Origin of the sequence: Pseudomonas sp. BF-RE-21 (assembly GCF_019947305.1) — a bacterium.
Lineage (GTDB): Bacteria > Pseudomonadota > Gammaproteobacteria > Pseudomonadales > Pseudomonadaceae > Aquipseudomonas > Aquipseudomonas migulae.
Window position 1 is genome coordinate 118803 of the sequence record NZ_JAGYGF010000004.1, and the last position, 24015, is coordinate 142817.

The 24015-nt window shown below is 58.9% G+C and carries 24 protein-coding genes; 8 read left to right on the forward strand and 16 right to left on the reverse strand.

Going from position 1 to position 24015, the window contains the following annotated elements; genetic code table 11:
* Position 1 precedes the first annotated feature (1 nt).
* From KGB25_RS04930 to KGB25_RS04950, 5 genes are all read right to left on the reverse strand, one after another.
* Positions 2 to 1177, reverse strand: a complete 1176-nt coding sequence (locus tag KGB25_RS04930; RefSeq protein ID WP_223434394.1) for a thiolase family protein — start codon at positions 1175 to 1177, stop codon at positions 2 to 4.
* Positions 1174 to 2076 (reverse strand): 3-hydroxyacyl-CoA dehydrogenase, encoded by a 903-nt coding sequence (locus KGB25_RS04935; protein WP_223434395.1) that lies wholly within the window; start codon positions 2074 to 2076, stop codon positions 1174 to 1176. Before KGB25_RS04935 ends, KGB25_RS04930 begins: the two co-directional genes overlap by 4 nt.
* Before the next feature lie 13 nt (positions 2077 to 2089).
* Positions 2090 to 2941: a fumarylacetoacetate hydrolase family protein gene (locus KGB25_RS04940; protein WP_223434396.1), complete on the reverse strand. Its 852-nt coding sequence runs from the start codon at positions 2939 to 2941 to the stop codon at positions 2090 to 2092.
* Positions 2941 to 4005 carry an amidohydrolase family protein gene (locus tag KGB25_RS04945; RefSeq protein WP_020300781.1) on the reverse strand — a complete coding sequence of 355 codons (1065 nt, stop codon included), beginning with the start codon at positions 4003 to 4005 and terminating at the stop codon, positions 2941 to 2943. Before KGB25_RS04945 ends, KGB25_RS04940 begins: the two co-directional genes overlap by 1 nt.
* 348 nt (positions 4006 to 4353) lie before the next feature.
* Positions 4354 to 5085 (reverse strand): TetR/AcrR family transcriptional regulator, encoded by a 732-nt coding sequence (locus KGB25_RS04950; RefSeq protein WP_263286174.1) that lies wholly within the window; start codon positions 5083 to 5085, stop codon positions 4354 to 4356.
* A 183-nt stretch (positions 5086 to 5268) separates the two neighbouring features.
* Here KGB25_RS04950 and KGB25_RS04955 point away from each other — a divergent pair, with 183 nt between their 5' ends.
* Complete coding sequence (locus KGB25_RS04955; protein ID WP_223434397.1) at positions 5269 to 6900, forward strand: ATP-dependent acyl-CoA ligase; 1632 nt, start codon at positions 5269 to 5271, stop codon at positions 6898 to 6900.
* Between the two features lie 125 nt (positions 6901 to 7025).
* Here KGB25_RS04955 and KGB25_RS04960 read toward each other — a convergent pair whose 3' ends face one another.
* Positions 7026 to 7826, reverse strand: a complete 801-nt coding sequence (locus tag KGB25_RS04960; RefSeq protein WP_223434398.1) for an SDR family NAD(P)-dependent oxidoreductase — start codon at positions 7824 to 7826, stop codon at positions 7026 to 7028.
* Positions 7827 to 7927: 101 nt separating this feature from the next.
* On the opposite strand from KGB25_RS04960, the gene KGB25_RS04965 reads away from it, so the two are divergent.
* On the forward strand, positions 7928 to 8668 hold the full coding sequence (locus KGB25_RS04965) for a DUF2889 domain-containing protein (RefSeq protein ID WP_083376136.1): 741 nt from the start codon (positions 7928 to 7930) through the stop codon (positions 8666 to 8668).
* A gap of 84 nt (positions 8669 to 8752) precedes the next feature.
* On the opposite strand, the gene KGB25_RS04970 is transcribed toward KGB25_RS04965, so the two are convergent.
* From KGB25_RS04970 to KGB25_RS04985, 4 genes are all read right to left on the reverse strand, one after another.
* Positions 8753 to 9328: an aromatic-ring-hydroxylating dioxygenase subunit beta gene (locus KGB25_RS04970; protein WP_020300786.1), complete on the reverse strand. Its 576-nt coding sequence runs from the start codon at positions 9326 to 9328 to the stop codon at positions 8753 to 8755.
* A gap of 89 nt (positions 9329 to 9417) precedes the next feature.
* Positions 9418 to 10818, reverse strand: a complete 1401-nt coding sequence (locus KGB25_RS04975; RefSeq protein WP_083376135.1) for a Rieske 2Fe-2S domain-containing protein — start codon at positions 10816 to 10818, stop codon at positions 9418 to 9420.
* Between the two features lie 123 nt (positions 10819 to 10941).
* Complete coding sequence (locus tag KGB25_RS04980) at positions 10942 to 11940, reverse strand: fumarylacetoacetate hydrolase family protein (protein WP_223434399.1); 999 nt, start codon at positions 11938 to 11940, stop codon at positions 10942 to 10944.
* A complete protein-coding gene (locus KGB25_RS04985; RefSeq protein WP_223434400.1) occupies positions 11937 to 12638 on the reverse strand; it encodes an SDR family NAD(P)-dependent oxidoreductase in 702 nt (233 codons plus the stop codon). Before KGB25_RS04985 ends, KGB25_RS04980 begins: the two co-directional genes overlap by 4 nt.
* Positions 12639 to 12777: 139 nt before the next feature.
* On the opposite strand from KGB25_RS04985, the gene KGB25_RS04990 reads away from it, so the two are divergent.
* Together KGB25_RS04990 and KGB25_RS04995 are read left to right on the forward strand one after the other, a co-directional pair.
* Positions 12778 to 13176 carry a Zn-ribbon domain-containing OB-fold protein gene (locus tag KGB25_RS04990; RefSeq protein WP_223434401.1) on the forward strand — a complete coding sequence of 133 codons (399 nt, stop codon included), beginning with the start codon at positions 12778 to 12780 and terminating at the stop codon, positions 13174 to 13176.
* Positions 13176 to 14366 carry a thiolase family protein gene (locus KGB25_RS04995; protein ID WP_223434402.1) on the forward strand — a complete coding sequence of 397 codons (1191 nt, stop codon included), beginning with the start codon at positions 13176 to 13178 and terminating at the stop codon, positions 14364 to 14366. The genes KGB25_RS04990 and KGB25_RS04995 overlap by 1 nt, the downstream gene beginning before the upstream one ends.
* Before the next feature lie 9 nt (positions 14367 to 14375).
* On the opposite strand, the gene KGB25_RS05000 is transcribed toward KGB25_RS04995, so the two are convergent.
* The 6 genes from KGB25_RS05000 to KGB25_RS05025 form a co-directional block, all read right to left on the reverse strand.
* Entirely contained in the window at positions 14376 to 15161 is a 786-nt protein-coding gene (locus KGB25_RS05000) for an IclR family transcriptional regulator (RefSeq protein ID WP_020300792.1), read from the reverse strand.
* Positions 15162 to 15249: 88 nt separating this feature from the next.
* Positions 15250 to 16836, reverse strand: coding sequence for an MFS transporter (locus KGB25_RS05005; protein ID WP_223434403.1), 1587 nt, complete (start codon positions 16834 to 16836; stop codon positions 15250 to 15252).
* A gap of 38 nt (positions 16837 to 16874) precedes the next feature.
* On the reverse strand, positions 16875 to 17759 hold the full coding sequence (locus KGB25_RS05010; RefSeq protein WP_223434404.1) for a fumarylacetoacetate hydrolase family protein: 885 nt from the start codon (positions 17757 to 17759) through the stop codon (positions 16875 to 16877).
* A 1-nt stretch (position 17760) separates the two neighbouring features.
* Positions 17761 to 18711, reverse strand: coding sequence for a VOC family protein (locus KGB25_RS05015; protein WP_223434405.1), 951 nt, complete (start codon positions 18709 to 18711; stop codon positions 17761 to 17763).
* Between the two features lie 66 nt (positions 18712 to 18777).
* Positions 18778 to 19536 carry an SDR family NAD(P)-dependent oxidoreductase gene (locus KGB25_RS05020; protein ID WP_223434406.1) on the reverse strand — a complete coding sequence of 253 codons (759 nt, stop codon included), beginning with the start codon at positions 19534 to 19536 and terminating at the stop codon, positions 18778 to 18780.
* Between the two features lie 51 nt (positions 19537 to 19587).
* Complete coding sequence (locus KGB25_RS05025; protein WP_020300797.1) at positions 19588 to 19824, reverse strand: ferredoxin; 237 nt, start codon at positions 19822 to 19824, stop codon at positions 19588 to 19590.
* 362 nt (positions 19825 to 20186) lie between these two features.
* Between KGB25_RS05025 and KGB25_RS05030 the strand changes: the two genes are divergently transcribed.
* The 4 genes from KGB25_RS05030 to KGB25_RS05045 all read left to right on the forward strand — a co-directional run bounded on the left by KGB25_RS05030 (position 20187) and on the right by KGB25_RS05045 (position 23972).
* Positions 20187 to 21449, forward strand: coding sequence for an MFS transporter (locus KGB25_RS05030; RefSeq protein WP_223434407.1), 1263 nt, complete (start codon positions 20187 to 20189; stop codon positions 21447 to 21449).
* Between the two features lie 27 nt (positions 21450 to 21476).
* Positions 21477 to 21797 (forward strand): 2Fe-2S iron-sulfur cluster-binding protein, encoded by a 321-nt coding sequence (locus tag KGB25_RS05035; protein WP_223434408.1) that lies wholly within the window; start codon positions 21477 to 21479, stop codon positions 21795 to 21797.
* 20 nt (positions 21798 to 21817) lie between these two features.
* Complete coding sequence (locus tag KGB25_RS05040; protein ID WP_223434409.1) at positions 21818 to 23053, forward strand: NAD(P)/FAD-dependent oxidoreductase; 1236 nt, start codon at positions 21818 to 21820, stop codon at positions 23051 to 23053.
* Positions 23054 to 23138: 85 nt separating this feature from the next.
* Positions 23139 to 23972: an oxidoreductase gene (locus KGB25_RS05045; RefSeq protein ID WP_223434410.1), complete on the forward strand. Its 834-nt coding sequence runs from the start codon at positions 23139 to 23141 to the stop codon at positions 23970 to 23972.
* Positions 23973 to 24015 lie beyond the last annotated feature (43 nt).

Genomic DNA, 24015 nt, shown 5'->3' on the forward strand with positions numbered 1-24015 from the left:
ATCAATCGAGCCGTTCGATGATGGTCGCCGTACCCATGCCGCCGGCGCAGCAAATAGCTTGCAGGCCAAAACGCCCGCCTCGGCGTTCAAGCTCGTTCAACAAGGTGGTCATCAATCGTGCACCACTGGCACCCAAAGGATGACCGAGTGCAATAGCACCACCGTTGACGTTCAACTTGTCGTGCGGCACACCTGTCTCCTGCATCCAGGCGAGCGGCACCGAGGCAAACGCTTCATTGACCTCGAACAAGTCGATGTCGTTGATGTTCAGCCCAGCCTGGCTCAACACCTTTTGAGTGGCAGCAATGGGGCCGGTGAGCATTAATGTCGGATCGGAGCCGACGGTGGTGAACGCAACAATCCGCGCTCGAGCCCTGAGCCCGAGTTTTTTCGCGGTTTCGGCACTCATCAACAGCAATGCCGCTGCTCCGTCGGAGATCTGTGATGAGTTGCCAGCGGTGATTCGACCCGTCTCCGGACGAAAACTTGTTTTAAGCGTCGCCAGCTTTTCCCGCGAAGTATCACGACGAATGGTTTCATCCTGGCGCAACACAACAGCGGGCTCCGTCAGCACCTGCTCACGTAGCGCCTCGACCGCAACCGGCACTATTTCATTATCGAAATAACCGGCATCGGACGCCGCGGCAGCGCGTTGATGGCTGGCGAAAGCGAAATCATCCAGCGCATCGCGACTCAGCGCCCAGTTGTCGGCGATACGCTCGGCAGCCTCGCCCTGACTGGTCAGTTCATAGCGTTGCGCTGCCATCCAGCCAAACGCTTCGCCGTGGATTTCACGGTTACTGCCCATCGGCACGCGACTCATGTTTTCCGCGCCACCCGCCACCACGATATCAGCGGAACCCGCCGCGATAGCGCCAACGGCCAGATGCACGGCCACTTCGCCCGAACCACATTTGCGGTCGATGGTCAGCCCCGGCACGGTGACCGGCCAACCGGCACCGAGCAAAGCCGTGCGGGCAATATTTGCGGACTGTTCGCCAATTTGCGTGACATTGCCGAAGATCACGTCATCAATCAGCGTGGGCGACACATCGACCCGCTCCAGCAAGCGACTGATCACCAGCGACCCCAGGTGATCGGCGCGTACGCCAGCCAAGCTGCCGCGGAACTTGCCGATCGGCGTGCGGACCGCATCTACAATGACGATGTCTTTCATAGCGCACTCGCCTTGAGCCCTGAACCCGGAACCTGTTTACCCTCTTCATAGCGGTAAACCCCCTGCCCTGACTTGCGTCCCAGTCGCCCGGCAGCAACCATTTTGATGATCAAAGGGCACGGCCTGAATTTCTCACCCAGGGTCTGGTGCAGATAGCGCAGAACAGCCAGCCGGGTATCCCAACCGGTCAGGTCACCCAGTTCCAACGGGCCCATCGGATGGTTGAAGCCCAGACGCAGTGCCGTGTCGATGTCTTCGGCGGTCGCGGTGCCTTCCTGCAGCATCCACATCGCCTCGTTACCCAAAAGGGCAGACATGCGACTGGTGGTCAGTCCTGGCGATTCGTTGACGATGATCGAGGTTTTGCCAATCCGCTCGCAGAGGGCGCGAGTGCGCGCCACCACCTCATCACTGGTCGCCAACCCCCGCACGAGCTCCACCAGTTTCATTTTGTGCACGGGGTTGAAGAAGTGCATGCCGATCACACGATCTGCACACTCCACTGACGCCGCAATTTCGGTGACGCTGAGGGCCGACGTATTAGTCGCGATAATCGCGTCCGGCGCCAGCAGTGGCGCCGCCTGCGCGAGCACCGCCTTCTTCACTGCCAACTGCTCGGAGACCGTCTCCACCAGCCAATTGGCACCACTCGCCGCTTCACTCAAGTCGCTGCAGGTCAGCAGATTGGCCAACGATTGCTGGGCTTTTTCTTCGCTGACTTTGCCCAGGCGCACGCCATCGGCGAGGATTTTTTCGATGCTCGCCCTGGCGTTCGTCAGGGAGGCGGCATTGGTATCGACCAACACCGTGCTGAAACCTGAGCTGGCGAACGCATGCGCAATACCGGTGCCCATCAGACCCGCACCGACGACGACTACTTTTTCTTTATTGGCGTTCATGTTTGGCTCTCGATTAGGCGCGGTTCTTTTTACTGACCACATTGCGCAACGTGCCAATGCCTTCGACGCTGGCTTCGACCACATCGCCTTCCTTGAGGAACAGACCGGTGCCCATCCCCACTCCCGCCGGCGAACCCGTGAACAACACATCGCCACAGGCAAAACTCGAGCGCTGCTGGACAAAGCGGATCAGATGATCAACGCCCCAGGTCATTTCACCGGTGGAGCCGTCCTGGCGCGTTTCGCCATTGACTTTCAAGGTCAGGCGCAGCGTCGGTGACCCTTGCGGAAATTCATCCTTCGTGACGATCCAGGGACCCAGTCCGGTGGTTTGATCTTGGCTTTTGGCTGCGAACAGATCCATGCCAATACCCGCCGGCCCGCTACGCTGCAGGTCTCGAGCGCTGACGTCATTGCCGACGGTGTAACCGAGCACGCAAGCTAGCGGGTTTTCCAGGTCAATATCGTCAGTGCCGATGACCGCTACCAATTCAACTTCGTGATCGAGCTCTTCAGTCAACGGTGGAAAGCGGATCGGGTCATTGGCGCCAATCAGCGCGCCATAGGCCTTGAGAAAGGCGACTGGCTGGGACGGCGCACTCAATCCAAACTCCACCAAATGCTTGGCGTAATTGGCGCCTGCCACGACCACGCGGTTTACGGGCTCTATCGGTGGCAACAGGCGAACTTTGGAGAGTGGCAGCGCTGGGCCGGCGAAACGCAACGAACTGATGCCGCGTCCGGCAGCCACGCCGGGCGCCCAGTCTTTGAAATTGCCGGAAATCGGCGTCACCTGATCTTGGGCGACATCGACCACCGCCCAAAAAACGCCCGTTTCAAAATACTCACATCGCGCCAGTTTCATCAAGCACCTACCTTGCCCAACTTGGCAGGATCGATGTGCAGCAAACGGCATGCGTTTTCGTAGCGAATCTTGCGCAAGTCGGCGTCGGACAACTTCAGGCCATGGGTCAGGTCATGACGCACGGCATCACTGCCGCCGAAGTTGCTGCCGTACAACACATGGTCTGCACCGATGATATCGACCAGGGCCTGGCGCATCGGCACTTCATGCAGCTCTACGTCGAAGTAGAAGTTTTTCATGTATTCAAGCAGCGGCTTTTTGTTGTATTTGACGTCGAGGTTTTCGTTGGTCTTGGCCAGACGGCCGAGCTGGTACGGGACATAGCCGCCACCATGGGTGATGTACACCTTCAGGTCGGGGAAGCGATCCAGCACGCCACCGCAAATCAGGTTCCAGAAACAACGGCTTTCGTCGTACTGCATGCCAACGATAGCGGTGGTTTCGTAGCGGTCGTCGTTGGCGTTCTTGCCCCAGGTCACCGATTGGTTGTAGCCGTGAATAAACATCGGCAGGTCCAGGTCGCAGAGGGTTTTCCACACCACGTCGAGTTCCGGCGAATCGAACTCCAGGCCGCCGAAGTTGGCGCCGCCAGCGACCAGACCTTTGGCACCCAGTACGGTGCAGGCGTAGCGCAATTCAGCCGCCGCCGCTTCTGGCGCATTCAAAGGCACGTGAGCCCAGAACATCAGTCGATCAGGGGCTGCAGAGCAGTATTCCGCCAGCGTCTCGTTGACGGTGCGGGCGAAAGGTACGGCGAATTCGGCTTCGGTCCAGTACATGTAGCAGTGGGACGGAACGGAAACCACCTGCAGGTTTTGTCCCGCTGCGTCCATGCCAGCCAAGCGCACTTTCGGATCAGCCCAGCGCGCAAAATACTCTTCAAGCTTGGGACCCTTGCCGGAGCGCACGGCAGCCTTACGCTCTGGCGAGCCAAGACCGAGAATCCAGTCACCTACACGCAGCTTGATATCGCCATCGGCGTGCTGCTCGAAGAACGGGCCCCAGTGAGGGTGCTGGTTGTAATAGCCAGGGTGCGGTGCGTGGGCGTGAAGATCGATAAGCATGTCTAGGTACCTCGAAGTTGGCACTTTTTGTTGGTTATTTGTGCGGTGCCTTCACGTGGCCTGGTTCACGTTGCCACGAAAAGGGGAAGCCGACGGCTCACTGCCAAGACCAGAGCTTAAGATTAAATTGAGCAGAAATCAAAATACTGTTCAAATTATTTTATCGACGCACGAAGAGGCCTGACCCAGAGCCTTCAACCCGAGTCGGAAAAATGCTTGCAGGGGTGCAAAACTTCGAGTCAGTCTCGAAAAAGAGTGGAATGCAGGCGGGGAAAAATTAGCGTACGGAAACGCAAAGCCCCCGATTATACGGGGGCTTTGGATAGCGTGATGGGCAGTGCTTTAAGGTCAGCGACGGGTGCGCGAGGTAGACCCCATGATCAGCGCACCCAGGAGTTTTTTCACCCGGACCGGGAACAATCGACGCCCCGCTGCTTCTGGTACGAGGATTTCGCTCAACACGTACCGAATGATCATTTCGCAGATCAGTTCACGGTCAAGGCGCACCCCGAGTCGCTCGTCCCAATCGTCGAAAACGATCCCCAGGCCATCCTGAAAGCGCACGATCGAATCGTGGAAAATCCGTCGGAAGAAACCCAGCGCGTAGTCGGGAGCAACCACCAGAAGACGCCGCGCCCGACTTTGTTCCAGGTAGTTGTCGAGATAGGCAAACAGCGCATTCAAGCGCGCTTCCGGATCACTGATGTGGCCGAGTTCTTGGGACAGCGAGCTGTGAAAACTTTCGCGCTTGTGGCGCGAAAAGGTGTCCAGCAAGTCTTCTTGCGAGGCGAAATAGCGATAAAAGGTGCCACGGGAAACGCCCGCGACCTGGCAAACATCCAGGATCGAAATACGATCCGCGCCAGACATCAGCACGACTTCTTCAGTGGCCTTGAGGATGTTGGCAATGGTTTCTTCCGAACGGCGATTCGGCTTGACCTTGGTGCCTGCCACAGAGTTGGCGGCAGCACGGCGTTCTACGGGTTTAACCGGGCTCGCCCCAGCATCAGGCGCCGCATTTTTTTTGGATCTGGGAGCCGGCGCAGGCGCGTCTGCTTTCTTGGATGCGGCTTTTGGCATGGAGTGACGGGCTCATGAAGAGTAAGAATTGTGCAACGTTAACACAGGATCTGTGCATAAATAACACTATATGTTCAACTTTTAGCTAAAGACATTTGCGAAGTTTGTATTTAGAATCGAATTCTCTCTTCAAAATAAAATCAGGCAACCCGACCGGTATGGGTGCCTAAAAGGAGAAAACTGATGGGCAGCAGTGGAAATCCAGACACCTGGGCAGTGGGAGAACGAGACACTGTCATTGATGCGTTAGATCGTGCGGTAGCAAGGCATCCAGACAAAATATTGCTGGATTTCAGTGGTGAGTTATACACATATGCTCAGGTTGACTCACTCTCGACCAAGATGGCCAACGCACTGGCCACCCTGGGCGTCAAAGCCGGTGAAACCGTGCTGACGATGCTGGACAACAACATCGATGCCGTCACCACCTGGCTGGCCATCAACAAGCTCTGCGCTGTAAGTGTGCCGATCAACACCGCGCTCAAGGGCGAGTTTCTCCGCCATCAGATCGCCGATACCGGCACTTCAGTGGTGATTTGCGAATCGACCTACCTGCCACGCATCACCCCGCTCGCCGCACAACTGCAGGACGTCCACCACATTCTTCACCGTGGCACGCTTAAGGCAGTACCTGATTGCCCGATTCGCATTGCGCCACTGGATGAATGGCGTGGCCATGACGCCACCCCACTTGCCAATAAACCGCAACCTTCAGACCTTGCCTGCCTGATTTACACCTCGGGTACCACGGGCCCTTCCAAGGGCTGCATGATCAGCTACAACTTCATGTGCAATCTGGCGCGCCTGCAACTTCGCGCCGGCCCCGCCAGTGCCGACGACGTCACCATCACGCCGCTGCCACTTTTCCACATGAATGCACTGTGCGTATCGATCATTGCCAGCATTCTGGTGGGTGCGCGCGCCGCCATTCTTGCGCGATTCTCGGTCTCGAATTTCTGGCCGGAAGTGGAGCGCTCGGGCGCGACCATTGCCTCGATCCTGGGCGGCATGGGCGGCCTCCTCGCCCAGGCGCCAGATAACGAAGCGATGTTGCGCTGCGTGGGGCAGATCCATACCGCCCGTGGCAACCCTTACACCGAAGACACCAAGAAGATCTGGCGCGAGCGCTTCGGCACCAGGCTGGTAGGCGGCAACGGCTATGGACTGACCGAAGCCTGCGTTATCACTTCGCTGGCTGCCGGTGAATACGCCGCGCCCGGCTCGTCGGGTAAACGTATTGCGGATTTTGACGTCAGAATCGTCGACGACCTCGATCAAGAAGTGCCGCCCAACTCCCCTGGCGAAATCGTGGTGCGTCCGCTCCGTCCGGACATCATGTTCCAGGGCTACTGGCGTCGCCCGGAAGACACCCAGAAACTGATGCGCAACATGTGGTTCCACACGGGCGACGTTGGCAAATTCGATGATGATGGCTTCTTCTACTTTGTCGACCGCAAGAAGGACTACATGCGTCGCCGGGGAGAGAACATTTCCAGCTTTGAAATGGAAGCAGCCTTTGCTTCTCACCCTGCACTGGCCGAGGTGGCGGTGCACGCCGTGCCTTCTGATAAAGGCGAGGATGATGTGAAGGTGACTGCCGTACTGCATGAAGGCGTGACGCTTGAGCCGGAGCAACTGTTCCATTGGGCCACCGACTCGGTGCCCTACTATGCCTTGCCGCGCTATATCGAGTTTCGCAGCAGTTTGCCGAAAAATCCGCAGGGACGAGTGTTGAAGTATTTGCTGCGTGATGAAGGCAAGACCCAAACAACCTGGGATCTGGAAACTACTTCGATTGTGGTGTCCAAAAAGTAATTTTCCTGGCCGGCATGTGTCGGCCACCCAATGTCGAAGCCCGCCTTGCAGCGGGCTTTCGCGTCTCTAGGGCCTTGGTGTCGCCTTTGCAGGAGTGAGCTTGCTCCTGCATTAATCGGGTGAACTCAATACTCGCGTACGGGAATACCTTTGGGGCGGGAGTTATAACCGGGCAGATGAAGGCCACCATCGACGTGGATGGTTTCACCCGTGATAAACCGCGACATCTCGGACGCTAAAAACACCACCACCGGCCCAATATCCGCCTCAGGCTCGCCACAGCGTCCCAAAGGACGCATCGATGCGGACATTTCGGCAAACCCCGGGTTCTCCGCAGCAAGCTTGTGGAACGTGGCACCCATCGCGGTAGGCGCGATGGCATTGGTTCGAATGTTGAACCGCCCCCATTCAGAGGCCGCGCTGCGAGTCAGCCCCACGATCGCTGCCTTCGCCGTATTGTAGTCGCCATGCAACCAGGCACCGATCTCGATATCGATGGAGTAGAAGTTGATAATCTTGCCGCCACCCCGCGCTTTCATGTGGGGCAGCGCGGCCTTCATCGCCCACCAGGCCGCCCACACTGTAGAACCGAGGGTTTTCTCCAGCATTGCATCGGTCTTCTCTTCGAGAAGAACATTGGGCGTTGGTGCAAATGCGTTGTTGACCAGAATGTCCAGCCCACCAAACTGATCAACGGCCAATTGCACGGCGGCTTCGATATCGGCCTTGCTGCACACGTCAGTCTTGATGAACATCGCTTGGGCACCCAGCGCTTTGAGTTCGGCGACTACGGCCTCGCCACTGGTGACATCCAGCTCGGCGACCACCACGGCAGCGCCCTCTTTGGCAAAGTTCAGCGCGATGCCGCGGCCTATTCCGCCACCTGCACCGGTAATCAACGCGACCTGTTCGTTTAGCAGTGCCATAGCCACTCCATTTCTTGTTTTTTAATGAACATTATTGGTTATAGTGTTCAAATATAGCTGATTTCGTCAGCCAGAACAGTACTGAAACAAGGATATTGAGGATGAGTGTATTTCGTCGGCGCGTGGACATCATTGCTCATCCTGGCAATGGCACGGGTGAAGTCCGCGCCACCCTGGAGGACGACTTCCATCACTTCCGTGTCTGGGTCTGCCACCATGAAGGTGAAGTCACCGCCATTGGCGGTGAAGCGCTGCGCTACCCTTATTCCTTGTGTCCGCAGGCTTGCGATCAATTACAGCAGCTGCTGGGTATGAAACTGGACCGGATAGCCCACTCCGTCACCAGACAGACCGATGCCAGTCATCAATGCACCCATCTGCTGGACCTGACGGGCCTTGCCGTCGCCGCTGCCGCACGAGGTACCCACCAGCGCCGATATGACGTCAACATCGGCCAGCGCATCGCCAACCGCACTCGCGCCACGTTGATACGGGACGGCAATGAAGACCTGACCTGGGAAGTCAACGGCACCCTGATCGAAGGACCTTCACCTTATTGCGGCATCAACCTTCGCGAAGGCATGGCACGCTGGGCACTGAATACCCTCAATGAAGAAGCCGCCGAAGCGGCACTTTTACTGCGCCGCTGCACCCTGATTTCCATGGGGCGCGCGTACAACCTCGACGAGCAGATTCACGCCGCCACCACCGCTCTTTGTTACAGCCAACAACCCGAACGCGCGGAGCAGGCATTGCGCATGAAGGGCTCGACCCTGGACTTCAGTCATGAACAGCTGAAATTGTGCGCCCAGGATCAGGAATGGCTGAGACAACGGCACTAGTCGATCCGCTCTTGCGTCAAGAGCAATGCGGCCAATGCTTTCAAAGCACGGCGATCCGGGTTCAACCCAGACCGCCGATACGAACTAGAGGAAGACCGCCAGATTGGGGGTTCCGAGCACCGCTTGGTCGATGATGACTTCGCGCCGCGCCAGCTTGAATCCCGCCTCACTCAGGCGCAGCACATCCCGCCGTTCGCCACTGATGATGTCGACATGGTGGTCTTTGAACCGGCTGCGGGTCAGTAGCAGATAACTGGTCACCACGAACTCATCGCTCTTGTCGGTTTCTTCGACAAACACGTTGGTCACCAGACGCCGGGTACGCGAGGGAGGGTCTTCCGCCCAGGCGCTTTTGCCAGACAGGCGCAGGATTCGGCCCATGATCGAGCGGTAGTCATCGTGGTAATGCTGAACGCTGCGCACGATGGTGGTTTTTAACTCGGCGGCCAAGCGCGTCTGACGCAGCGGCACGGTGTACACCAGGTCGGTGTCCAGGCGTTCGGCCCACTCCTGCAGGCGAATCTGGTCAAGCAGCGTGGCCTCCTCGTAGAGGAAGGTCACCACATCGTTGTAAATCGGCGAACCCACCGGTACTCGCTTGGTACCGACTGGGGAACCCGGCTGGATATCCTCCACACCGCGTTGTTGAACCTGAGCCATGAGTCATTCCCTCACTTTTATTCTTGTGAATGCTGATACCAGCGACGGCGGCCCGCGAGGGCCGCGATCAAACCAGGCGTGACGGACGCTTACTGGTCGTCCGATGCAGTCATCAGCTCATGCCAGTACAACCACCAGTGCCACTGGGTATCGTCCTTGGTAAAGCCTTCGTTGACGATGCCCGGGCCAGGCCAGCCCTCCGGTGCGCCCGTTTCAAAGACCGCCTGGTATTTCATCGTGCTCTTGCGGCCCATCGCGCCTTTGGCGGCCAGGGTCATGTGCGGCCAGGTGTCGGAGTCATCCTGCTCAACCATGCCGGACGTGCCGAACAGCTGGATGGTTTGCTTGAGCATCTTGTCGCGCAGTTCCGGGGAAGCGTCTTTCTCAGCAAATACCCAGTTGACGAACTCGAGCTTGTCCGGACCTTGCGGCACGTAGGCGTGCAGGGTCATCGAGCCGACGACAGTGCCATCCGGCTGCGGAATGTAGACAAAACCGAAAAGAATGTTCGGGAACATCCCACCGACTTGCGGCGGCATGCTGGTGAGCACTTTCAACTGATCTTCGGTGAGATTGCGTGCCAGCTGTTCGACCATGTCGGCGGTCATGCCGGCAGGCGGCAATGCTTCGAGCTTTTGCTGCACACTCAACTCTGCCGGATCGAGGCCGGTCAGGCGCTTGATCTTGCGCGCCAGGTCGATGCAGCGCAGGGCATGGCCATGGGGTGAGCTGATCTCGACGCCGATCATTTCCGGGCTGAGGTCGGCTGTTTCGCCCTCTCCTTTCTTGGCGTAGTTACCCACTTCACCCAACCAACGATGCAAGGTCAGTGTGTGGAAACCGTCGGCCGCCGATTGCTCGCCAGCCGTTTTCCAGTTGGCGTTAACGATAAAGCGCTGCGGTGGACCGAGTACTTCCATGCCCTTGTCGGAACGGCAGAAGAGCATGTCGTAATACCACTTGGCATCGCCGAGGAATTCGTCAAACGACGGCCCGTCGATATTCCAGGTCGCGAAAACCAAACCGCCATACAGTGTGACCCGAGCCTTTTTCAGGCCCAATTCTTCTTTGGGCAGCATCTTGCCGTGCATGCATTCACGCTCGACAGGCGAGCCGACGAAGTCACCATTCGGGCGGAAGGCCCAGCCGTGATAGATGCATTTATGAATTTGCGTGTTGCCGCAATCGGCAGTGCTGATGCGCATGCCGCGGTGCGGGCACACGTTGAGGTTGACGTACACCTCGCCCTCTTTACCACGGGCAACAATGACCGAGTCGGAGCCCAGGTCGCGGACCATGAAGTCTCCGGAATTGGGAATCTCCGACTCGTGACCCAGGAGTACCCAGATCTTGCCGAAGATTTTTTCCATCTCCAGCTCGTAGATTTCGCGATCGGATAACACGCGCATTTGTACTTCACGGCTAGAAGGATAGATGAGGTCCGAGACCTTGGTTCCATCAGACAATACGGGGCTTGTTCTTGTTAGCATGATTGCCTCCTGATCAGAGCGTCACGACACTAGTCGCAGCGAAATATAAGACACTTTCTCTATTTATGTACATAGAATTCACTTTGCACTTGTAAGTGAATTCTTCCGTCATTCACGTACGCGTCAATCCTTGGTCGACGCCTTGCCCACTTGAGTGCGCAGCACACCAATGCCGTCGATCTCCAGTTCAACCACATCGCCAGGCTTCAAATAACGCAATTGCTCCAGGCCGCAGCCGTTTCCGACTGTGCCGGAACCAAGAAACTCACCGGGGTACAGGGTTTCCGAACGAGACACGTGGGCAATCACGTCTTCGAAACTCCAGCGCATATCGCGGGTATTGCCGCGCCCCCACTCCTCGCCATTGACCCGGGCGACCATGTTCAGGTCATAGGGATCACCCAGCTCATCGGCTGTCACCAGACAGGGGCCCATGATGTTGGCGGTATCGAAATCCTTGCTCTTGGCCGGGCCGAGCATGCCCGGCATTTCCAGGGCCTGGGCGTCGCGGGCACTCATGTCGTTGAAGATGGTGTAGCCGACGATATGCGCCCGGGCGGCTTCACGGCTGATGTCTTTGCCGCGCTTGCCGATGTAGCAACCGAACTCCAGTTCGAAATCCATCGCCCGACTGAAACTTGGCCATTGGAATTCATCGTCGATGCCAATCACCGCGAAACGGTTGCCCTTGTAGTAGATGGGCTGCTTGTTGAAGGTCTCGATGACCCGGTCGTCGGCGCGTGTGTTCATCGCTTTCAGGGTGGCTTCGGGGTCTTCGGTACGCAGCGCACGGGCGCGACGGGCCGCCGCGAAGCTCTGGCGCAGATGCAATTCGAAGCAGGAACAGTCGCGCATTTGTGGAGGTGGCTGGATCGGTGCGCGCAGCTTCACGCTGTCACGCTCCAGCACTGCCGCCGAGGGAGCCTTGGCAACCAACGAACGGGCTAACTCAAGCGCCGGCTCACCGGCCTCAACCAGCGCCAGAATGCTGCTTAATGCCACACTGTCGCGACCTTCCAGCAAGCGGTAAGCGTCTTGCAGGTCGAGGACCTGCTGGTCCCGATTGAGCAATGCTCCCGCGCGATCAAAACCTTCGGCATCGGTATACGTCACCAGTCTCATACGCGGCCACTCACGGGCAGCAGCGCACCGGTTACCGCTGCGGCTTCATCGGATAACAGAAATGCCACGACCGCCGCCAACGCCTGCGGGGTGACCCAGCGGCTGCTGTCGGCATCAGGCATGTCGGCGCGGTTGGCGGGGGTGTCAATAATGCTCGGCAGCACAGCGTTAACCGTTACACCACGATCCTTCAGCTCCTCGGCCAACGCCTCGGTCAACCGGGCCACACCGGCCTTGGAGGCGGCGTAAGCCCCCATACCTGTTGCGGCTTTGACCGAGGCCAGCGCGCCAATGTTGACGATACGCCCTGCCCCGGAATCCAGCAGGTGCGTCAACGCCGATTGGGAACTGACCACGGCGGTACGCACGTTCATCTGGTAAAGCCGATCCCAGGTCAGCAGGCTTCCACCTTCGACGGTCTCCCAGGCAAAACCGCCCGCGACATTGACCAAACCGTCGATGCCACCCAAATGCGCCGCAATCTGCTCGAACGCCGCGCTGGCCGATTCGACCGAAGTCAGGTCGACATCGCCCACACACAGCAGATTTTCCGTGTCCAATAAAGCGGCTGGGGCCTCGCTACGATCCAGCAACGCCACCCGGGCGCCACGCGCCAGCAGAAATTTGCCAAGTGCGCTGCCGAGGGCACCAAACCCGCCGGTGACGACTACCCTCTTGTCCAATAGTGATTGGGACATCGCGAAATCCTCTTGTTGTTGTTTTACGGCGCGAACGGTCGATTCGCGCCTTTGTCCGGATGAATATATGACACTTTTAGAAAATATGTACAAATGATACCGTATGACTTCAAGTCAAACACTCACCTGCGGACCGCTGATGCCTAGAAAACTGCCTGCACTCAACGCCGACAACCGCGCCTTCTGGCAAGGCGGTCAACAGGGCGAACTGCTCGTTCATCGCTGCGCAGCCTGTAGCCGGTATTTCCACCCGCCCGCCCCGCTGTGCCCGCATTGCGCAAGCTTTGACGTCGCGCCGCAAGCGGTGTCCGGCAAGGGCAAAGTGCTCAGCTTCACCATCAACTATCAGGCTTGGACCCCCGACCTGGAGGTGCCCTATGTGGTGGCAATCATCGAGCTGGTTGAACAACCCGGCTTGCAGTTCGTGAGCAACGTGGTGGGCATACCGGTCTCGGATGTGCATATCGACATGCCGGTACGGGTCAGCTTCCTCAATGTCGAGGATGTGTGGTTACCTCTGTTCGAGAAGGATCAGTGATGTTCGATCATCGTTATGAGAAAGACGTAGCCATCACCGGCATCGGCCAATCGGAAGTCGGGCGACCCTCGAACAAGTCAGCGATGCGCCTGACCCTGGATGCCTGCCTCGAAGCCATTGCCGACGCCGGCCTGCAACGCAGCGACATCGACGGCGTAGCCTGCTGGCCGGGCGACAACAACAATGGCGACCCGTTTTCACCGGTCGGTCCCAGTGCGCTGAAGAGCGCCCTCGGGCTCAACGTCAACTGGTTCGGTGGTGGTTATGAAGGGCCCGGCCCGCTCACCGGTGTAATCAACGGGGCCATGGCGATTGCGGCGGGCCTGTGCAAGCACGTACTGGTGTTTCGCACCATCACCGAAGCGTCGGCGCGCATGGTCAACAAACAGGCCGGTGCACTGACCAACAAAACCCAGGGGCGCGACAGCAGCTACGCCTGGCAGTGGTTTACGCCGTTCAATGTGCAATCGGGCATCAATCTGATGGCGTTGTATGCTCAGCGCCACTTCCATGAGTACGGCACCCGACCGGAGCAGCTGGCGCAAATAGCCCTTACTTGTCGCCAGAACGCCATGCGCAATCCGAAAGCGCTGTACCGCACGCCGATGAGCATGGATGACTACATGGCCTCGCGGATGATTTCGACGCCTCTGCGCATGTTCGACTGCGACGTGCATTGCGATGCGTCCACCGCCATCATCCTGTCCCGTCGTGATATCGCCCAGGACCAGCCGAACAAACCGATCCGCATCGAGGCCATGGGCGCAGCGTTGAACCAGCCCTGGTCGTGGGATCAGATCTCCCTGACCAAAATGGCCGCCTTCGATGTCGGCGAGATGATGTGGGCGCGCACCGACTACACCCCGCAGGATGTCGAATCTGCGCAGTTGTATGACGGATTTTCGATCTTGACCCTGATCTGGCTGGAAGCCCTGGGCCTGTGCCCCACCGGACAAAGTGGTGCGTTCGTCGAGGGTGGCACGCGCATTGCGCTGCAGGGCAGCTTGCCCATCAATACCAATGGCGGGCAGCTGTCTGGCGGACGCACCCACGGCGTGGGTTACGTGCATGAAGCCTGTCTGCAACTGTGGGGTCGTGCCGAAGGCCGGCAAATCCGCGAACACCGCGTCAGCACGGTGGCAGCCGGAGGCGGCCCGTTGGGGGGCAGCCTGCTTCTGGTTCGCGAGTAACGGCGCGCCTCAGTAGAGTACGCCGGCTACTTCGCTACAGAACTCGATCAGCGCCTTGCCCAGTTCGGCAAGGCCCTCTTCATCCCGTTGGCCACGGAACATCACCGCCGACACGGTGAAATCGATGCTGTTGGTCGGTGAAAAGACCGGCGCTGCAATGGCTAGAATCCCTCCCGAGAAATGCCCATCGTCCATTGCCCAACCGCGCTCGGCAGCTTCCCGGACCTCTTCGCGATAGACCTCCAGCGACAGTGGCTGGGCCCAGCGAATCGTCTCGAAGCTGCTCTGTACTTCCGGGTCGTCGAGGTCGATCTGTGTGGCGAACAACCGGCCGCTGGCGCCCATCAGAATCGGCAGACGCTGACCTTCGGCCATGTCGATACGCACATCGGTCGGGCTCGCAGCGGAGCTGACAATGACGATTCGGTCAGGGCTCATTTTGCGCCACAGGGTGATGGTCACCCGCTGGCGCGCAGCCAGGTTCTGCAACAGCGGTTTGGCCATCTGTACGCGATGACCCTGGGTCACCAATTGTTCGACCAGACGCGCCAGGCCCAGGCCCACGGTGTAACGCTTGGAAAGCGCACTGAAATCGACCACCTCCTCTTGCACCAGGGTACGCAGGATGTTGAAGCAGGTGCTAGGGTTGATTTTCAGTTGCCGGGCGATGTCCACTGAGCGTTCCGGCGTACCCACCTGACTGAGATAGCGCAAGATGCGTATGGCGTTAGAAACCGGCTTGACGAGGGTTGCGCCGGCCGATTTGCTGCTGTCGTTGACGTCAGTGAGTTCCATGCCCGATCCAGTAACTTTAGAGTGGCGCCATTCTAGCCTGAGAATGATTGGCGCCGTAAAAGTTTTATCTGGGAATTACTCGATCACTTCAATCGGTTAGTTTCACTGGCGGCTGATAGATCAAACGGCGGGTTTGCAGATCTTCGCGACGAAAACGCTCGATGAGACGCTCTTGGGCATGGTCGGCCTGGGTCACCCGAACCTGTTGGCGCAAGTATTCCAGCCAGGACTCGACAATAAAGCGCTCGCTGTAGAGTTGCGGGTCCGCCATGTCGCGGTACAAACGCCAGTTTTGCGCGCCGTTGCGCCGTCGTGCCTTGCCTACCTTGTACACCGCGGCAAGAAAGTCATCGCGATCTGGCGCCGCCACCTGGTACACAATCTCCACCGATACCGGTCCATCGGAATGGGACACTGGACTGGCCAGTTGCAGTGTGTCGGTCAACTGAACCTCGGCAAAGTCTGCTTCCTGGCCCAGCTCCACATGGCCATTGCGGGTCAGCGCGATACCGACCAGCAACAACAGTGTCGAGAGCAGCAAGCTCTGGCTCAACCCCAGGTATTCGGCCAATGCCCCCCATATCGCACCTCCGGCTGCCATCGCGCCCATCAGGATCAACACATAGACCGATGCGACCCGCGCGCGCACCCAGTTGGCGGCATAGGTTTGCACCACCGTGGAAATGGTCGCGTTGACCGCCATCCAGCCAAACCCCGCCAGCAGCATCATCGCGCAGACCGCATAGCGGTTGTTGGATAGCGCGGCAGTGAGAGTGGCGAGGGCAAAGGAGATGGCGCCGCAAACCAGCAGATGACGCATGCCCAGTACGCGATACAGCCGCGGCAAGCTGAGTGCAGCCAACACGGCACCGGCACCAAGAAACGCCATGAGCAAGCCATAACCACCGGCATCCATGCCCAATTCCTGCTTGGCCACCAGTGGCATCAAGGCCCACAAAGCGCTGGCACTCATGGTGAACACCAGAACCTGCTTCATGGCGCTGAACAGGACCGCTGAATGCCGGATGTAGCGCAGGCCACTGCGCATGCCGCCGGTCATGGTTTCCGGTGGCAAGCCCACGGTGGGCGGGTTGGGCGCGATACGAAAGAGGAAGGCCAGCACCGCGAACATACACAGCGCGATTACCAGAAATACCGAGGTCGTGTTCCAGTACGCAATCAGTGCACCCGCCAGCGCGGGGCCCAAAGCGCGGGTGGCATTGATGGAAATTCCGTTCAAGGACACTGCGGCCGGCACTTGGTCGCGGGGCAGTACACCGACCATGGTCACCATCCACGCCGACATGCCCAACGCACTGCCGGTACCGAGCACAAAGGTAAACGCCAGCAAGCCCCAGGTTTCCAGGTGCGCGCTGTACGCCAGCCCACACAACACCAGCGCGGCGAACAGCATCATGCACTGGGTAATGATCAGCCAACTGCGACGGTCCACCCGATCGGCAATCACCCCACCGGGAAAGGCAAACAGGAACACCGGCAGGGTCACGGCGGTTTGCACCAGAGAGACCATGGCTGCCGAGGTCGTCAATGTGGTCATGATCCACGCCGCGGCGACCGTCTGCATCCAGATAGCCATGTTGACCACTGCGGCTGCCAGCCATAAGCCGCGGAACGCTTTATTGCGAAACGGCGCCCACGCCGAGCCCTCGCTCATCTTCACTCCTCAGCGGCTACGCCAGTCAAAATCAGGAATTATTTGTCCAGCGGCTGACCCAGTCGCCCCATCGCCCGCGAAGGGCTGAGCTGACGCGGCTGAGCGATGGAATTGCGCAGTTGGCCGATGCCTTTGATTTCAGCCTCGACCCAATCACCCGGCTGCAGAAAACGCCCGCTTTCCAGCCCTACACCGTGGGTTGAGCCAGTGAACACCAGATCGCCAGGACGCAGACTGATGCGTGCATCCAGATAATTGAGCAACTCGTCCAGGGGAAAAATCATTTGCCGCGTATTGTCCTGCTGGCGCACTTCGTCGTTTACGCTCAGGCGCATATCCAGTGTCGGTTGCCCGGTAATGCCCAGATCGTCGGCGGTCACAATCCAGGGCCCCACTGGCGTGGTGCGGTCCATGGATTTCTGGGTCAACAGGTCAAGACGACCAATCTGCTTGCCGGCATCCCGCGCGCTGATGTCATTGCCTACGGTGTACCCCAGTAGGCAAGCGCTGGCATGGGGTTCATCCAGCAAAGGGCGACCCACCACGGCGACGAGTTCCACCTCGTAATCAAGCTGGGTGGTCAGCGGCGAATAATCGATCTCGTCATTGGCACCGACCAGCGCTGACTCAGGTTTCATGTAGGCCAGCGGGTGCGCCGGCGCCTCACTGCCCAGACGCTTGAGGTGGCTGAGGTAATTGAGGCCCACACCAAATACCCGGCTGGCCGGTTCCAGCGGCGCAAGCAGGCGCGAAGCCGACAACGGCAACCATTCGCCACTCAGGTCCAGGGCGTCTGGCGTAAGATCCGCCCCTAGCCCGGCCCAGTGGGTGAACGGCGCATGAATACGCCGCAGGCGGTCAGTTTGCGCATCCAGCAACGCCCAGAACGCTTGCCCGTCCACCTCGACCCGCGACAGGCGCATATCAGCGCTTGGCCAGGTACGTCGGCAGGTACTCGGCGTCGAGTACTTCTTCCGGTGTCTTGACGCTGGCACCAAGAATTGGCCCGACCATTTCGTGGCCCCACAGACTGAGCTTTTCCGGATTCAGCTCGTAGGGATCGCCTTGCCATGGCTCGATTTCAGCAATGGTCTCAAAGGCAAACCCGGACGGATTGAAATGGTAGAACGACAGATGGGGATCCTGGGCATGTTGGCCGAGGGTCATCATCATCGGTAGTTCACGCTGACGCACGATGTCGTAGGTCTCACCGACATCACGCACGTTGCGCACAAACAGCCCGACATGTTGCACGCCCATGCGACCCGGGCCGTGGCCATACGCGATGTCATGACTGGTGTGATGGTTGAGTTTGGAGCGGAAGAAACCGGTTCGTCCTTTGCCCGCACCGGCGCCATACCAGCTGAAACCCATGACGTTAAGCAGGAAGTCTTCCAGTTCCGGCGTGTAGTCCGGGGTGATCAGCACCACATGACCCGCACCCCGTTCGTCGGCAAGGAAACCACTGTGCGGACGGCCCGGCTGGAACGAGCGCGGCAGCCATTTTTGCCCGTAAAACAGTTCGTGCTGATACCCCACCGGATCACGAAAACGCACCAATTCACGCACGCCACGCTTTTCGCACAGTTCGGCATCACCGCGGGTGAAGTCGACATTGGCGGCCGCGAGCTTCTTGATACCGTCCTCGAACGCCATGCGCCCCACCGCTTCCCAGCCGATGTAGACAATTCGGTCTACCTTGCCTGGATGAAAAGCGAAGCGATGGCGGCGATCATCGATTTTGAAGTACAGCGAATCGGGATCACTCTCGGGGTTCTTGCCGATGCCAAAACCCATCACCTGCGGGCCATACTCACGCCACGCTTCGAGATTGGGGGTCTCAAAGCCCATGTAACCGATACCGATGATGTCCACGTTATTCACCTTGTTATTGTTCGAGATGAAAGGGTGCCGGTAGCCCCTGTCGGAGCGCCGCGCGTGCTAGATCGCGAGTAACCCGCCATCGATGACGAAGTCCGAACCGGTAATGAATGAAGCTTCATCCGAGGCGACAAAGACCGCCATCGCCACCACTTCCTCGGGTTCGCCGGGGCGATCCATCAATACGCCATCCAGCAACATGGCACGCATCTTGGGGTCTTCCAGAAACGGCCGGGTGCCAGGCGTCGCGACAAATCCCGGGCTCAAACTGACCGCACGGATACCGAACGGCGCCCCTTCTACCGCCAACTGGCGAGTGAAGGACACCACAGCGCCCTTGGCAGCTGAATGCGCGGAAATGCCGGCAACTTTCGAGCCACCCCAGGCGGCGGTGGACGATACGTTGATGATCACCCCGCGCTGTTCGGCCAAGTGGTGCCAGGCATATTTGGTCGTATAGAACAGCAGGTCGATTTCATTGCGCATGGTGTACTGCCAATCTTCGATCGACAGCTCGCTGACCAATCCGAAACGTGCGGCGGAAGCGTTGTTGTAGAGAATGTCGATGCGCCCGTGTTCAGCCACGGCGGCATCGATCCAGGCCTTGGCCTGTTCGTGATCTCCCAGGTCCACGGGTGCCGAGCCGTACAGGGTAAACCCCTCGGCCTGCATCAACGCTGCAGTCTCCTCGTGACCTTCGGCGTTGAAATCGCAACCGACCACAATCGCCCCTTCACGGGCAAAACGCAGCGCCGCAGCCCTGCCCTGGCCGCCGCCAGTACCGGTAATCAGCGCGACCTTGTCTGGTAATCGTCCCATTAGCACATCCTCACCTCAGTGGTTATCACGTTGCAGCTGACGCTCACGCCATCAAACAGCTTCGTCATCCGGGGTGATGGGTTCAAGCCAGATGGCCTCCGCTGGGCAGGCGGCCGCACCCTCACGCGCCTCCTCCTCCAACTCCGGCGGTACCCGGGCGTCGTCGAGGTACACCATGCCATCGGCGTCAAGCTTGTACAGGCTGGGACAAATCGCAGCACACAAGCCATAACCACAGCAGCGGCTTCGGTCGGCCACCGCTTTGAATTGCGCTTTTTCTGAACTCATTTTTTTCTCCTTTATCAGGTTCAGCCTCTGCAAATTATGAACACTTATTTATTTTATGTGCAATTAATTTTTAACGCGGATATGCTGAGACTCATCCGCTGTCGCTAGTCACTGCCTTGGCATCAAAACGGGTGAATCGCAGCAGGATGTTGAACACGGCTGGCTTCAGAGTGATTCAACAGTGGGTGCAACGCATGAAAATCGTTTGTCCGTTAGTCAGATAGCTGCGCTGGACAAAGGCGAATTTCTGATTTTATTCTGATTAAAAAACCAGATTCTGTTCAAAGAATCTGCTGGCGGTGGTCCACATCACCACTTGTAGCAGTGCTTGGCTCAACAAAACCTATGAGGAAGCCAACTTCATGCACCCGTCTAGAAACGAAGCGGCAATCGATCTGCGCGAATTCCGCCAAAGCTGGAAAATCCTGATTTTGTCGGTCGCCGGAGTGGCGATCAGCATCAACGCTGCTCTGCTCTATGGCTTCGGCACACTGGTGGTGCCGCTAGGCGATGCCTTTGGCTGGAGCAAAAGTGAACTGCAAGCCTGCATCACCTTTCTGTTTGGCGGCGCGGTGGTGTCATTGCAGTTGGTAGGTTGGTTCAACCTGCGCTACGGCATGAAGCGCGTGACGGTTATTTCCCTGCTGCTGTTGTCACTCGGCTACCTGGCGACCACGCAACTGACCCAATCGATCTGGTCGATGTACATCGCCTTTGCGCTACTGCCCATCGTCGGCATGGGCGCGCTGGCGGTGACCTGGACCCAACTGATAAGCCTTTGGTTCGACGCCAATCGCGGCCTGGCGCTGGCCATTGGTCTGTCCGGGACCGGCGTCACCGCCGCCACCATTCCTCGCCTGATGGCGTGGGGTATCGAGCAATGGGACTGGCGCGCGGCCTTCGTGATTCTCGCGCTGCTCAACCTGTTGGTGCTGCTGCCGCTGATTCTGCTGTGGTTCAAGCTACCCACTGTTGCAGGTCAGCGTGACGACGGTCATGCGCTGGAGCAATTGCCCGGCATGTCTTTTCGTGAAGGTATGGGCTCGCTGAAATTCTGGACCTGCAACCTGGCGCTCAGCCTGGTGATTTCTTCGATTGTCGGCATGGTCACCAGCACCGTGCCCATGCTGCAAGCCCGAGGTCTGTCCGCCGGGGACGCGGCCACCATCTTCAGCTGCTTTGGTATTTCGCTGATCTTCGGCCGCATGCTTATCGGCTATCTGCTCGATCGTCTGTGGCCGCCGATTGTGTCTGCGATCAGCCTGGTGCTGCCCGCCGTCGGTTGTTTCATCTACCTGAGCCCAACCACCGAATTTGCCCCGCTGATGCTGGCGGCGGTGCTGGTTGGTTTTGGCGCCGGGGCGGAGTTCGATATTGCCGCGTTCCTGATTGCCCGCTACTTCGGCTTGCGCGAATACGGCCGCCTGTTCGGCGTGCATCAAGGCCTGAATACCGTGGCCTCGGCGCTGGCGCCGCTGCTCTTCGCGTACATGCTGGCGCGCACCGGTTCGTATAACGCGATGCTGGTGTACAGCGCTGCCTGCTGCCTGATCGGTCCGCTGTTGCTACTGACCCTGGGCCGCGTGCCTCACTTCAATGCGCAAACCATTCCCAGCCAATCCTGAGCCCCCCAACAAGAATCGGAGCAGAACATGCCCACATTGACGTTTATTGAACACAACGGCACCGCCCATCAGGTCAAAGGCGACATCGGCCAATCGGTGATGCAAGCCGCGACCTTCGCCTCGGTGCCGGGTATTTCTGCCGATTGCGGTGGTGCCTGCAGTTGCGCCACCTGTCACACCTATGTCGACAAGGCCTGGCTGGGCAAGGTGCAAGCGGCGGAAGGCATGGAGAACGACATGCTCGAGTACGCTTTCGAACGCCGTGACAGCAGCCGCTTGAGCTGTCAAATGATCATCAGCGAAGACATGGACGGCATGGTTCTGCACCTGCCGTCGTCGCAATTCTGAATGCGCTTGAAGGAGCTCTCATGACCCTCGCCTCAGTCGTTATCGTCGGTGCTGGCCAGGCCGGATTTCAGGTCGCTGCCTCCCTGCGTCAGGAAGGCTATGACGGGCGCATCACCCTGATCGGCGATGAGCCAGGCCTGCCCTACCAGCGCCCGCCATTGTCCAAGGCTTATCTGCTTGGCAAGATCCAGACGACCAATCTGCTGTTTCGTCCTGCTGATTTCTACACCACCCAGCGCATTGAACTGCTGCATGACCAGGCGACCGCGATCGACCGCCTGAACCGACGCGTGGTGTTGGCCTCGGGTGCTGCCGTCAGTTACGACCACTTGGTGCTGGCGACCGGAGCCCACAACCGCCCCCTGCCGGTTCCCGGCGCAGAGCTGCCGCAAGTGTTCGGTATCAAAACCAAAGCCGATGCCGATGCCCTGGCGCCGCTGGCCAAAGAGGCGCGCAACGTGGTGGTGATTGGTGCCGGGTTTATCGGCCTTGAGTTCGCGGCGGTGGCCGCTGCCCTAGGGGCTAATGTGCACGTACTGGAGCTGGGCGAGCGCCCCATGGCCCGCGCCGTTTCGCGGGAGATGTCGGAGTTGTTTCGCCAGGCACATAAAGGCTGGGGTGTGCATTTTGACTTCCGCCAGGGCTTGAGCCGAATCGACGGCGACAACGGCAAGGTGTGCGCGGTGCAAACCGGTGACGGACGTGCGCTCCCTGCTGACCTGGTGGTGTTTGGTATCGGTGTGATCCCCAATGCGCAACTGGCGACTGAAGCCGGTCTGGACATCGAGAACGGCATCAAGGTGGACGCCAGTCTGCTGACCTCTGACCCACAAATTTCCGCAGTGGGGGATGTCGCCAGCTTCCCGTGCCTGCAAAACAATGAGTTACACACCCGCCTCGAGTCGGTGCAGAACGCCGTCGACCAGGCCCGCGCCGTGGCCGCACGATTGATGGGCAAACCGGCGCCCTATAGCGCCCTCCCCTGGTTCTGGACTGATCAAGGCAACTTGAAGCTGCAGATTGCCGGTCTCTCCCATGGCTATGACAGTACCGTCGTGCTCGGTTCAGTCGAAGAACATCAAGCGTCAGTGCTGTGCTTTCGCGAAGACCGTCTGGTGGCCGTGGAATCCTGCAATCGCATGGGCGATCACATGGCGGCGCGCAAGATTCTCGCCCGCGCACCCAAGCTGACGGCGGCCGAGGCCGCCGCTGACGGATTCGACCTGAAAGCCTGGGAAGCGGCCAACCGCGACTGAACACCGCGCTGATCCTTCACGCACGCTGCCGCGCCCGCCTCAGAGCTGACGCGGCATTTTTTTGCACAACGACTGGAGCGATGCAATGAACAAAGTCTGGTTTATTACCGGTGCGGCCCGAGGTTTGGGTGCCGCTATTGCCAAGGCCGCAGTGGCAGACGGTGACCGCGTGGTGGTCAGCGCCCGGCGTATCGAAGCACTGGAAACTGTCTTCGCCGAGTACGGCGAACGTGTGCTGGCCGTGGCCCTGGATGTGACCGACGAAGCCCAGGCATTGGCAGCCGTAGAGACCGCCATGGCGCATTTCGGCCAAATCGATGTGCTGGTCAACAACGCCGGTTATGGCCAACTGGCGCCGTTTGAAGACAATTTCGCCAGCGACGCCGACCAGCAATTCGCGACCAACGTATTTGGTGTGTTCAACGTCTGCCGCGCCGTGCTGCCCGTCATGCGTCAGCAACGCAGCGGCAGGGTGTTCAACGTGTCTTCAATGGGGGGCGTGGTCGGGATGGGCGGTGCGGCGCTGTACTGCGCGTCTAAATTTGCTGTGGAAGGTTTTTCCGAATCCCTGGCCCAGGAAGTAGCGCAGTTCGGCATCAAGGTCACGCTGGTGGAGCCCGGGGTTTTCCGTACAGACTTTCTCGACCCCAGCTCAGCGGTCTTCGGTAAACGTGGGCTGGAGGATTACGCCGCCTTCACCGCCAAGGTCAAAGGCGCTTCGGCCGCCTACAACCATCAGCAAACCGGCAACCCGGCGAAACTGGGCGATGCGCTGGTGCACCTGGCCAACAGCGAACATCCACCGCTGCGTTATCTGGCGGGCTCCGACGCTTATCAGCAGGTCAGTGATAAGCTCAACAGGATGCTCGCGGAAATCGAGCAATGGCAGCAGTTGTCCCATTCCACCGATGGTGTCTAGGCGCCGACGCGCACAGCCTTTCTGACGAGGCTGTGCGCAACGA